This window comes from Shouchella xiaoxiensis (assembly GCF_016907895.1).
In the GTDB taxonomy this organism is placed as follows: Bacteria; Bacillota; Bacilli; order Bacillales; family Bacillaceae_D; genus Shouchella; species Shouchella xiaoxiensis.
On sequence record NZ_JAFBCV010000013.1, the window covers coordinates 117,707 to 130,377 of the forward strand.

At 39.1% G+C, this 12,671-nt stretch carries 12 protein-coding genes; 6 read left to right on the top strand and 6 right to left on the bottom strand.

Features of this window, described 5'->3' with window-relative positions:
• Positions 1 to 37 precede the first annotated feature (37 nt).
• The 6 genes from argD to ctaG form a co-directional block, all read right to left on the bottom strand.
• Complete coding sequence (gene argD / locus JOC54_RS17905; protein WP_204467980.1) at positions 38 to 1,195, bottom strand: acetylornithine transaminase; 1,158 nt, start codon at positions 1,193 to 1,195, stop codon at positions 38 to 40.
• Positions 1,196 to 1,206: 11 nt separating this feature from the next.
• Entirely contained in the window at positions 1,207 to 1,974 is a 768-nt protein-coding gene (argB, locus tag JOC54_RS17910) for an acetylglutamate kinase (RefSeq protein WP_204467982.1), read from the bottom strand.
• A 13-nt stretch (positions 1,975 to 1,987) separates the two neighbouring features.
• On the bottom strand, positions 1,988 to 3,217 hold the full coding sequence (gene argJ, locus JOC54_RS17915; RefSeq protein WP_204467984.1) for a bifunctional ornithine acetyltransferase/N-acetylglutamate synthase: 1,230 nt from the start codon (positions 3,215 to 3,217) through the stop codon (positions 1,988 to 1,990).
• A gap of 20 nt (positions 3,218 to 3,237) precedes the next feature.
• A complete protein-coding gene (gene argC / locus JOC54_RS17920) occupies positions 3,238 to 4,275 on the bottom strand; it encodes an N-acetyl-gamma-glutamyl-phosphate reductase (protein ID WP_035420006.1) in 1,038 nt (345 codons plus the stop codon).
• 118 nt (positions 4,276 to 4,393) lie between these two features.
• Positions 4,394 to 4,990 (bottom strand): SCO family protein, encoded by a 597-nt coding sequence (locus JOC54_RS17925; RefSeq protein ID WP_035420005.1) that lies wholly within the window; start codon positions 4,988 to 4,990, stop codon positions 4,394 to 4,396.
• 16 nt (positions 4,991 to 5,006) lie between these two features.
• A complete protein-coding gene (gene ctaG, locus JOC54_RS17930; protein ID WP_035420004.1) occupies positions 5,007 to 5,894 on the bottom strand; it encodes a cytochrome c oxidase assembly factor CtaG in 888 nt (295 codons plus the stop codon).
• A gap of 117 nt (positions 5,895 to 6,011) precedes the next feature.
• Between ctaG and JOC54_RS17935 the strand changes: the two genes are divergently transcribed.
• From JOC54_RS17935 to JOC54_RS17960, 6 genes are all read left to right on the top strand, one after another.
• Positions 6,012 to 6,821 carry a Cof-type HAD-IIB family hydrolase gene (locus tag JOC54_RS17935; protein WP_204467986.1) on the top strand — a complete coding sequence of 270 codons (810 nt, stop codon included), beginning with the start codon at positions 6,012 to 6,014 and terminating at the stop codon, positions 6,819 to 6,821.
• 26 nt (positions 6,822 to 6,847) lie between these two features.
• On the top strand, positions 6,848 to 7,303 hold the full coding sequence (locus JOC54_RS17940) for a GNAT family N-acetyltransferase (RefSeq protein ID WP_054793159.1): 456 nt from the start codon (positions 6,848 to 6,850) through the stop codon (positions 7,301 to 7,303).
• Positions 7,304 to 7,424: 121 nt separating this feature from the next.
• Complete coding sequence (locus JOC54_RS17945; protein WP_204467988.1) at positions 7,425 to 8,030, top strand: YkzI domain-containing protein; 606 nt, start codon at positions 7,425 to 7,427, stop codon at positions 8,028 to 8,030.
• Positions 8,031 to 8,182: 152 nt separating this feature from the next.
• Positions 8,183 to 9,439, top strand: coding sequence for a hypothetical protein (locus JOC54_RS17950; protein ID WP_204467990.1), 1,257 nt, complete (start codon positions 8,183 to 8,185; stop codon positions 9,437 to 9,439).
• Positions 9,411 to 12,395 carry a DEAD/DEAH box helicase gene (locus JOC54_RS17955; protein WP_204467992.1) on the top strand — a complete coding sequence of 995 codons (2,985 nt, stop codon included), beginning with the start codon at positions 9,411 to 9,413 and terminating at the stop codon, positions 12,393 to 12,395. Before JOC54_RS17950 ends, JOC54_RS17955 begins: the two co-directional genes overlap by 29 nt.
• Positions 12,396 to 12,408: 13 nt before the next feature.
• Positions 12,409 to 12,564, top strand: a complete 156-nt coding sequence (locus JOC54_RS17960) for a hypothetical protein (RefSeq protein WP_204467994.1) — start codon at positions 12,409 to 12,411, stop codon at positions 12,562 to 12,564.
• Positions 12,565 to 12,671 lie beyond the last annotated feature (107 nt).

Here is a 12,671-nt window from a genome sequence, read left to right on the forward strand (position 1 = left end):
CTCTGTATAAAAATTCACTCATGTGTAAAAAAAATTGTTAGTTTAAAGCTTCTGTACATTCCCTTATAGCAGCTTGAAAAATGGAAACAGCTTGGTTACACTCTTCTTTTTCAATTGTAATTGGTGGCAAAAACCGAATGACATTGACACCGGCAGGTAATAACAACAAGCCTTTTTCCTCACAAGCTTTAATTAAAATGCTCGCTTCAACCGTTGTTTCAACTCCAATTAGAAACCCTTGCCCTCGCACTTCCTTTACAATTGAAGAGGTTTGCGTCACGTCTTTTAGTTGATTCATTAGAAAAGTAGCTGTAGCCTCACTTTTTTCCAAAAACCCTGGCTCATTTAATTGATTCATGACAGCACTAGATACTGCCATCGCTAGTGGATTTCCACCAAAGGTAGACCCGTGACTTCCTAAATGAAATGCTTCTCTTAGATGATCCTTTGCTAACATCGCTCCGACAGGAAATCCATTTCCAAGACCTTTTGCAACCGTAATGATGTCAGGATCAAGTGCAACATGTTCGTAACCAAACCACTTACCCGTTCTTCCCATTCCTGTTTGGACTTCATCAATAATCAGGAGAAGTTGCTTTTCCTTGCACAGCTCCTGTAGTTCATCAGCAAACGACTGGGTCATGACGTGTACGCCACCCTCACCTTGAATCACTTCAACCATCACTGCTGCCGTATCTTCTGTTATGGCGTCTTTTACCGTCTCAATTTGGTTAAAGCTGCCATAACTAAATGAAGCAAGCATTGGGCCGTATCCTGCATGAATACTTGATTGACCTGTCGCTGCCATACTTCCAAGTGTCCGCCCATGAAACGATTGGTTCATTGAAATAATGTGAGACTTTCCTGTTGATTTTCGAGCAAGTTTAATGGCCGCCTCGTTTGCCTCCGTACCACTATTACAAAAGAAAACAACATCGCACACACTGTTTTCAACAAGTAGCTTTGCTGCAGCCTCCTGCGCCTCATAATGAAACAAATTTGAACCATGCCAAAGTAAATCAGCTTGTTTATGAAGCGCCTGAATTACGCCCGGGTGCCCGTGCCCTAAATTGGTTACTGCAATCCCAGACATAAAGTCCAAGTAGCGGCTACCGTCCTTACTGAATAACGTTGCGCCGTTCCCCTGAGTTAGTTCAATTTCTTTCTTCGCATAGGTGGGAAATAAATAACTCATCCTCGTCTCCTTCAGCTTATTATCGCTTTTACTTGTGTCATAATAATCGTCCCGCTTCTTTCGTCGTAAGGGGCATTCCCGTTTACAATTCTTACTTTATTTAAAGAAGACGTTAAACTAGCAAGCGCTCCTTTTACTTTTGGAATCATTCCCCCAGATATAACGCCATCTGCAATTAATTGTTCAGCTTGCTTGGAATAGATTTGATCAAGCTTTTTCCCATTATGAAAGACTCCATCTACATCGGTCACAAACACAAATTCTTCTGCTGAAACTGCAGCTGCTATAGCACTAGCTGCTGCATCAGCGTTTACATTTAACGGCTGACCCAACTGATTCATTGCCACTGGGGCAACAACTGGAATCATCTGATTTGTAAGAAGAAGATCTAGTAATTTAGTCGAGACAGTCGTTACATTTCCAACGTAACCCCACTTATGAACATCGATCTCTTTAGCTATTAAAGTTGATCCGTCACAACCACTAATTCCCACGGCTTCTGCACCAGCAAGCTTTAGCTTCCTTACAATTTCTTTATTAGTTTGACCGCTCAATACTTGTTCTACAATGGTTAACACGTCAGTTGTCGTCTTGCGAAGCCCTTCACAAAATTCGCTTTTTATTGCTAATGCCTCAAGCTGATGATTGATTGCAGGTCCACCACCATGGACAATAATAACGTTGTCGCCTTTTTCAACACGGTTAACGATTCCTTGATAAAACGTATCACTCAATTTTTCGAGCGTGCTTCCACCAATCTTCAAGACTGAAGTACTCAATTGACACCCCTCCTTACGTTCTATATCCTGCGTTTATTCGCACGTAGTCATAAGTGAGATCACAGCCCCATGCCTTCCCAGTCCCATGCCCATTATTTAACTGAACATGAATGACAATTGTTTCTTCCTGATTCATATAGGCAGTTATCGCTTCTTCAGAAAATGAAACTGGACTGCTGTTCTTAAGCGTTTGATGATTCCCAATTGAAATGTCAATCGCCTGAGGGTTGATTGAGCACTCGCTATAGCCAATCGCACAAATAATACGCCCCCAATTAGCATCTTTTCCATAGATCGCTGTTTTCACTAAATCAGAACCAACAACCGTTTTTGCTATTTTTCCTGCTTCCGTATCATTAACCGCTCCATCAACCTGTACTTCAATTAATTTCGTCGCCCCCTCACCATCGCGGGCAATCATCTTTGCTAGCGCGACCGCACAATGCTTAAAGCCTTCATAAAAAATCTGCCAGTCAGGATGTGCATCTGTTAGTTTCTCATTATCTGCTAAACCCGACGCCATCGCGATTACCATATCGTTTGTCGAGGTGTCTCCATCGACCGTAATTCGGTTAAACGTCTCATCGGTTGCTTTTGCTAGTATTTGCTGTAGCGCTGACGATTCAATCGCTGCATCTGTCGTAATAAACCCGAGCATTGTGGCCATATTCGGATGTATCATACCTGACCCTTTTGCAACACCAGCAATTTTGACCTTTTTATTATTTATCATCAACTCTACACACACTTCCTTTGTGCATGTATCAGTAGTTAAAATCGCTTCAGCAAAGGCGTCAGATGTCGATTCAACTGATAATTTAGAAATGCCATTTCTCAGTTTCTCCATTGGAAGCAATTCACCGATTACTCCTGTTGAAGTCACCGCTACGTAATCTTGTTGTATTTGAAAATGATTAGCTGCCTGTTTTTGCATTTCTAAGGCATCTTGCATTCCCTGCTGGCCAGTACAAGCATTGGCATTACCACTGTTAACAACAATCGCTTGCAGTTTACCCGCTGAAGCACTCAAGCTTTCCTTCGTAATGAGCAAAGGCGCTGCCTTAATTTGATTCATTGTATAAACCGCCGCTGCAGATGCTGGCACCTCACATACGATGGCCCCTAAATCAAGACGTTTGCGCTTCAGACCACAGTGAACACCTGCAGCTTTAAAGCCTTTTACATCGGTAATTGTTCCACCATTTATCGTTTTAATTTCACTCATTAATTGATTTACAGCCATTTGCTTAGCCCTTCTCTCTCTTATGGATAAACAGGGGTTTGGTCAAGCCCTGTTGTTTGGTTAAATCCATTCATAATGTTGAAATTCTGAATCGCTTGACCTGCTGCTCCTTTTACAAGGTTATCAATAACGGAAACGATGATGATTCGATTTGTCCGCTCATCAAAGGTCAATCCAATATTGCAGTAATTGCTTCCATACACTTGCTTTGTTTGGGGAAATGCTCCGACTTGGCCGAGTCTAACAAATGGATGATCTTGATAAGCGTCCTGATAGAGCTTATGTAAGTCACTTGTTTCCAGCGGCTTTTTGGCTGTTGCATACATCGTTGCCATGATACCTCGTACCATTGGAACCAAATGTGGTTGAAACGTAACGGAGACAGGCTGACCATGCCACCTTTCCAGTTCTTGCTCAATTTCAGGTGTATGTTTATGCGTTGCCACTCCATATATTTTAAAGTTCTCATTCATTTCACTGAAGTGCGTCACTTGCGAAGCTGCCTTCCCTGCCCCTGAAGTACCTGTTTTTGCATCAATGATTAATGAATTCATCTCAATTATTCCAGCCTGCACAAGAGGAGCTAATCCTAATAATACTGCTGTTGGAAAACAACCTGGGTTAGCAATTAAACGTGCATTAGCAATGGCTTCTTCATTCCATTCACATAATCCATAAACAGATTCATTCAGTAAATCTGACTCCGCAGCAGTACGACCGTACCATTTTTCATAGATTGCTTGTTTTTTCAACCTTAAATCGCCTGATAAATCAATAACGGAAATACCTCTAGCAATAAGCGCTTCACTTGATTGTGCGGATACGCCTGGCGGAGTCGCCAAAAACAGTGTATCCACTTCATCTTGGACCGAATCATACTGAAGGGACCTCAGCACAAATTTTGACTCATTCTCAAGATGAGGATAGAGATTATCTATGGTTAAACCTTCCTGCGTTGATGAATACAATATAATATTATTGATCATTGGGTGCTTTTGTAAAAACCGAATTAACTCAATACCGCCATACCCAGTAGCGCCTATAATACCAACATCCATTCTCTCACTCCCATTTTCCCCGCGCTTTTTTTTATGATGTTTTCTATTATAAGAGTGAATAAAAATAAATTCAACTGTATTTTTATTTTATTTTGCACAAAAAAAAGACAGCCTCTATTTAGCTGTCTTCACCAACTTCATTAAGAATATCTTTAATCATATCTTCTTGGTTCATTTGCATACCATTAAATTTACGAATCATTAACCCATCTTCATCAATTAAATAGAAACTAGTCGAATGAATAATATCTTCTGGTTGTTCACCATATTGATAGGGAACTTTAAAACCTTCTTGAGAGAAGGTCGATATTTCTTCTATCTCATAGCCCGTTAAAAAAGCCCATTGTTCAGCTGAAGCCCCAATGTTCGCAGCATATTGATTAAGCTGTTCGGGGGTGTCTTTAATTGGATCAGCAGTGAAGGTCACAAACGGCAGATTAACGCCTTCTTCTTGTAATGAATCCTGTAAATGACTCATATTGGGCATCATCGTTAAACAAACAGTCGTACAATTGGTAAACGCAAAGTTAGCTAGCCAATAGTTTCCATCTAGATCAGCTGTCCCAAACGACTGATTCTCTTGATTAACAAATGTAAATTCAGGTACAGTAATGCCTGCGTCGGAAACGTCGTATTCAGAACCTTGACCGAGTTCATACATCCAGCTACATCCACTGAGCAGTACTAGTAGCAAGACACTCATTAAAGCTTTCATTCGATCCATCCTTCTCTTATGACTGGGGGATATCACTTATTGTTAATTCACCATCTTGAAGCTTCTCTTTCTTCAACCACTGTTTAAATACATAGCCTATCGCAATTCCATAGACTATTTCTTGGAAAACTTTCATCATAACACCAGCTAATTGCTGATCTGTCCGGGCGTCAAAAGTAGCTAATGCTTGCGGGCTTCCAAAAGCGGATAAGATCATTTCTGGTCCCGCCCCACCAGGCAAACAAAAAGCCATGACATTTGCCCAAATGAGCGGGTCCGTGTAAACTCCGTACATCGCACTGGGAGCAAAAATAATTAACGCACATGCTGGGGTAATTAAAAGGCCATTCGCAAAAATATAAAAGATCCGTCTTAACTCTGGTAATTGATATCCACTTGGCAAAGGAGCTAAAATAAACCACCACATCAGTGATGCAGCAAAAAGGAGCGCCCATTGATAGACGCTATGTAATACTGGCGATAGCATCAGCGTATCAAACATGAAAGGAACATGGTAAAATGAAAACAGCCCATTAAACAAAAGCAGAGCTGTAATTGGATTCCAAATAAATCGCAGTGGTTTCACAGCAAATCGACTTTTTACTATGAGCTCGTACCATTTTTGTGGAATTCCTAGTAACAGTAATGGCACAGCAATAAAATAGGCAAAAACCATTTGCAGCATATGCAAGGTCATCATGACGTGGCCCGTCACGTACAAAGGACTTCCCCATCCTAAATAAATAAAAAGAAGACCAGTCATGAAAAGAATTGATTTTTTTATAGTTGTTGTTCTTGTTTTTTGAGTAAGCCATATGTATAAACAAGCAATAATGGAAAGCGCTATTAGCAGTTCTGGAGTCCATAGAGCACGGAAACCCAAGCTTGATAACAATAACTCCATCTTCATTCTCCTTTCAAGCAAGTAAACCGTTTTCTTCTACTACTATAGCATAGAACCTTTTCATTCCAAATTATCATTTTTGTTTTTTTTGTTACCATTTTTGAAAGGAAGACTTATATGCTACCAAGACATTTAATTGCACTTGATTTAGACGGAACGCTACTACCAAAAAACCAAGAAATATCAGCAAGAACGAAACAAGCACTGTTACAGGCAAAAAAAGCAGGTCATCTAGTTATGATTGCCACAGGCAGACCTTATCGGGCAAGCAAGCGCTATTATAATGAACTAAACTTAACGACACCAATTATTAACTTTAATGGGGCTGCCGTCCACCACCCCCTTGAGCAACAGTATCCACGGACTCACGAAACAATTGATTTACAAACAAGCTTATCTCTTATTCAAATTTGTAATGACATTGGCGTAAAAAACATGATGGTTGAAATCAATGATTCGTTTTATATGACTCATAAAGCTGGTTTCTTAGCCAATTTTTTAACAGATGGACTTCAACCAATTGCTGTTGGAAATTTAACAAGCTTAGTTGAACATGCCCCTACCGCTATTTTAGTTGAGCCTGAAACAGAGCAAATTCATACACTTAAAGAAGCATTACAGCAAACAAATAGTGAGACGACTCTTCAACGATGGTGGAAAGGTGATATTCCCATTCTTGAAATAGCGCCGAACCATATTACAAAAGCAACTGCTCTAGAAAAAATTGCACGTTACTACCATGTAAAGCAAGAACATATTATTGCTTTTGGCGATGAAGAAAACGATTTAGAAATGATTCACTATGCAGGGCAAGGAATTGCCATGGCAAATGCAATTCCATCTCTTAAAGAACTTGCAGCGCATGTCACTAAGTCCAATGAAGAAGACGGTATTGCTCTTTATTTAGAAACGGCATTAAAGCTTTAACACAGTCAAAACTTAAGGAGGGGCAAATGGTTGAGATCGTTGAATTAACGACAGAGACAACAGATTCTATGAAAAGAGAATTAACTTTTTTGTTTGAAAAACAGCTTCACCATATTGCCGGTCAAAAAGCACTCTCCCAAATCGAAGAGATACTGGAAGAAGCCTTGCTACCAAATTCACAGACTTACTTTTTTATAGCACATCTTAATGGACAAGCAGTTGCTTTTGCCTTTTTTAACACGATGACTAGTTTTCAAAAAGGCGGTCAGTACATATGGTTAAATGAAATTTATGTGGAAGAAACACATCGAAACAAAGGAATTGCCAAAAAGTTACTTCTGCGCATCATTTATTGGGCCGAACAACGCAAGATAAAAGGAATTGAACTTGAAACAGGGATGAATAACGAAGCAACAAAAGCTTTATACAACTCATTAGGTTTTTATGACGTGGTCTCAAAACGCTATTCTTTTCGATTTTAAAAAAGCGAAGCGCCTATTTTTTTACAAGCTAGGCGTTTAGCTTCTTTTTTTTTGCCATTTTACATAAGATAAATCAATCTAAGAATTAGCTGGCCCTTGTTCACAAAGGAGTGTGTCGTTTATGACTGCAGCACCATGGCCGACTGAATTTCAAGAACTTTCAATTAATCTTTCCAAACATGCCTTACATCAATTTATTAAAACGATGATGGCAGAACATTACGCACTTTTTTGGCGCTATGATGCAAAAACCATTTATTTAATGATTGAATTGGGAGATTTAATTCATGAACTGCCTTTTATTCGCAATGATCAATTCCTGACCATGCGGGTTAGGAAATTATATATTTATGACCAAACGCTATCTAATGCACTTGAAAAGCTTCTGAAATCTGAAAAAGGATCAGGCATCGTGAAGCGAATGAGCGAAGGTCCCCAGTATATAACATCTTATCAAGAAGGCGATGTTGAATCCATGCTAGAAATCGATGGGAGTGAGAAGACAATGATGAACAAAAATGGCTCAATGGTTCACTACAAAGACGATGGTAAAGCGCTTGGTCCAAAAACCCTTCTTAACATGATGAATCTAGAGATTGATTATATTTTGATGGAGCTTTTCGAATCGATTGAAGCAGATGACAAAGCCAACATATCTCTTCACAAACAACGCTTACAAAAACTCGTCACCCGCAAAAAGCAAGTTGAACAGTTACTCAAGAAATGATTTCACTGGCAAGCACCAGAATTGTGCTTGCTTTTTTACGGGCTCGGTACGTCAATTTATGGACAAGTATAGAAGAGTTACTGCAGGAAGCTTTTGTTTCATCATTAAAAGAGGTAAAATAAGGAGATACTGTTTTATGATGAGGTGACAGCGTGAATCACTATCTACAAGAAACTCTCCTGCTTTTAAAAACAGACATACATACGATTTATCGGAAAATCATTTCTTCTAGATACTTTTCACCTGCTCATTTGGAAGTACTTAGCCTAGAGGCTAAGAAATCCGTTGATTCCATTGAAAAGGAAAAAAAGCTTTTTGGTTATCTAGCATGTATTTATGAGATAACACATAAAGCAGTTCAAGATGATCAATATCTACAAAATGAACGCCGAATTATGCACGTTATTGACACAGTAAGTTCATACTGTGTAGAAGAATTATCATCAAATTTTGTTAAAAATGAACGCCCATTTATTAAAGTTCTCTATCGTTTATTTATGGACAATCATTTAAAGGAATCTTCTCCTTATCCAGCCTTATTAATCAGGTGCATTTCATCCTTAAAAAATGATACGCTTGATTATTTAGACACACTTTTTACAGCTGATCTAGATAAAAAGACCACTAAAACGATTACAATGGCTTCTAGTTACTTCTTTCTATTTATCGGGAAAGAAAGACTTGCCTTAAATAAACTAACGATGCATACGGATACCATTCAACCTCAAGATGTTGAATTACATATTCAACTACTAGCTAAGCGAGAGCGCTTTTCACAAATTGTTGAATGGATTACTGTTTTATTTCCTACTAAGAGACATCATTTAGGATCATTGCAAGCATTCGCCGACCAGGCTCATACTGCTATAAACGTAAATACGATCCATTATGGTAGCTGGGACCGTTGGCTGCAAGCACCTTCCTATAATCGATTTAAAACATTAAGTTCTTCTTTATCCAAAAATCAACTTGATTCGGTATTGAATTACATCTTACCAAAAATGGCACCACTGCTTTATACAGAATCAACAAAACTAACGTATGTTCAGCTGCTAAACGATTATTCTTATTTCCAAGAAGCGCAACATTACTTTCTAAACAATGAACCTAATCCGATTGCATTACATGAAACAAAGCTTCAATTGTTGAAAAAGCTTGCTGAAAATGAGCCCCGACACGTCTTGCCTGTTTACCATCAATTTATCATTCGCTTAGCTGAGAAGCGATCAAGAAAATATTATATGGAAGCAGCAGACTATGTATTTAAGCTGGCTGATATTTACACTCGGTTAGACGAAAAAGCTCAATTCCAGCTTTACTTGTTCGAATTAAAAAAAGGCTACAAAACGTATCGTGCTTTTATAGAGGAGTTGAAACGACGTGAATCAAAATCCCATATGGATACATAGTGGCTGGATCCATTCTACCTTACTTATATGGGGCGAAACTAAACCAAAAAACGGACAATCAAACAATGGCTTTATTTATCCTTTTCTTGTACAACCTTTTGATTTGAAATTAAGGCTTTTTCGCTATGATCAAGCCTCTTTTTATGGAACGTTTATCTCAACAAATAGAGCTTTGCTGCACGTCCCCTTAAAAAACAGAGAATTTCAATCGCATGTAGGTAAAACCATTGTGTACCAAGCTGATGAGAGCTGGCAAACGTATATGTTTCCTGTAGAAGGCATCGAGCAAAACATCAGCCAGTTTGTTCAATCACTTGACCTTTATGAAAGCTGGAGCAAAGAAGAAGATCTTCATTTAAGTCCTGATTTCTCAGAATGGATTGTGTTCCTAAAACAGGTCTATAACCTGATTTCTGATGGGGCAATTAAACCTTCACTTGAAGGTAGATGGCAACTTTCTGTTAAAGATGATTGGTACGAGTACTGGTTGCGTAGATTACCCCAATCAACCTTTTCATTAACGTCAAGCCAAAATGAAAAAACAATTAAAGATGAAGATACACATCAAACAGCGCTTACCTTATTAAAAAACATCATTGATGCAGTTGTTCGAGAACTTGTTCAAGAGAAGGAAACTCAGCAAGCTTTTTTGGAATGGCAGCATTCCGTTTCAAATACCGCACAAGATTTTGTCGCTAGTTTTGGAAAACAAGATAGAAATAGGGCTGTTGTAAACCCTTTATTTAATACTGCAGCATTTCATAAACAAATTGGCTTGCAGCAAGAAGATCCGTTTCAGACTGCCCTTGTTTTAAATGAACCAAAACATGCAGATGCTAATTGGCAAATTTCCATCGCTTTAGCTGATCAAAAACAAGACAATCTACTTATTACGACAGAGCAGTTATTCGCCGGAAAACATCCGTGGTTATTAAATCCTGTTCCTAGATTAAAAAATGATATTCAAGTGCTCTCAAATGAATTTGCAATGCTCGAAAACCTCCGGCTGTCTTCGCCTTCCATCGAGGTATCTTCAGATGATGCCTATCAGTTGTTTATAAACGAGCATCAACGACTCGTGGAAATTGGCATAAAATTAATTGTCCCTACAAGCTTAAAAAAGCCACAAGCACTTCGTGTTATGCTTGAAAACAAAGGAGAACAGTTAGAGGAAAATACTGAACCTATTTTAAACTGGCAAAGTCTCGCTAATTTTCAATATTCCATAGCAATTGGTAACCAAACAATTGATGAGAATGAATTTAAACAATTTGTACAAGAAAAACAACCCTTTATCTATGTTAATGGGGAGTGGATTGCTTGGGACCCTACACTTGCAACTGAACTAAAACAATACCTGGAGCGCGTGAATCAGCATTATTCTTACCTTGAAGCGTGGAAGATGGAGGAAACCGAGTCATTTCCCGAACAGCTAGAAGATGTTGATTTTAAAATTCAATGGTCTGACTCTTTAAAAGACAAACTAACCGACCTTTATAAAAATGATCCAGAAGAAACGCCACTACCTGCACAATTTAATGGAAACCTTAGGCCATATCAAAAAAAAGGGTTTGATTGGTTAATCCATTTACGAAAAGTAGGGTTCGGTGGCTGCCTTGCAGACGATATGGGTTTAGGAAAATCAATCCAAACCATAGCGTACATGCTTTATGTCTTGGAAAATCAACCGAATAAAAAAGCACCTTTTTTACTCATTTGCCCTACCTCTCTGCTGTACAATTGGCAGTTAGAATGTGAAAAGTTCGCTCCTCATTTAAAACTGTTTATTCATCACGGTTCAGATCGGTTAAAAGAAGATGAGCCAAGACTACACGACGCCGATCTCGTTATTACGTCATACACGCTCGCTTTAAAAGATGCGACTCTTTTTAATCATGTTCATTGGAACGGACTCATTCTTGATGAGGCTCAGCACATTAAAAATAAAGAAACAAAGCAAAGAAGAGCCATTCGCCAAATCCATGCAGTACATCGACTAGCTCTAACTGGAACACCTATTGAAAATAGACTTACAGAGCTCTGGTCGTTAATGGACCTTCTCAACCCTTCATTACTTGGAGGGTACCAGTCATTTTTAAACACGTATATCAGGCCAATTGAACGGGAAAAAAACCAGCAAAAACAAGATCATTTACGCTCATTAATTAAACCGTTTCTACTAAGAAGAACAAAGAAAGATTCGGAGACTGATTTGCAATTACCGACTAAAAACGAGCATTCTCTTTACGTGGAACTTTCACTTGAGCAGGCCGCACTATACCAGGCCGTTGTCGATGACATTAGTGACCGAATCCACACCGTTTCTTCATTAGAAAGACGAGCGATGATTTTAAGAGCTATTACTCGATTAAAACAAATTTGTAATCACCCGGCTCAATTCCATAAGGATCAGGCGTTTTCTGCTCATCAATCGGGAAAATGGGATCAGTTTGTCAAACTTACTGACTCTATTCATGCAAGAAAAGAAAGTACGTTAATCTTTACGCAGTATAAAGAAATGGGAAAGATGATTGCTGCTTATCTCGAAGAGGAACACAACCAAACCGTTCCGTTTCTACATGGTGGTCTTTCTCGCAAACAACGCCAGCATGCTGTAGAACAATTCCAGACGGATTCGTCTGTCTCTTTTTTCGTCCTCTCCCTAAAAGCAGGTGGGGTCGGGTTAAATTTAACGAAGGCAACCAATGTTATACATTATGACCGCTGGTGGAACCCTGCCGTCGAAAACCAAGCAACCGACCGAGCTTATCGAATTGGTCAAACGAAAGAAGTCGACGTCTATAAGTTGTTAACAACAGGAACGGTTGAAGAACGAATTGATCGTCTCATCATAGGAAAACAGGCTCTTGCTGATGGGGTCCTGGCTTCCTCAACATCTATCACAGAGTTAAGCGATGATGAATTACTTTCACTCATCCGATTAAACATCCAGTAAAAAGGAGCATAGTATGGAACAGCTTTTTAAAGCGTATTGGACCAGCCAAGAAAAAGAAGTAGGTACGACTCCTCCCAAACCTGATCAACTAGTAGAGGAAGGAACACCAGAATGGGAACGATTTAAACAAACTTTGAAAAAAGCAGCACATAAAAAAAAAAGAAGGTAGCTAAACGCTACCTTCAGATTGTCGAGAAAGCCTTGGTTCTGTGAACCCAGGCTTTCTCTTATGGTCTTTTGATTGGTCCCAATGACGAAATTTGATGGTGAAAAGGA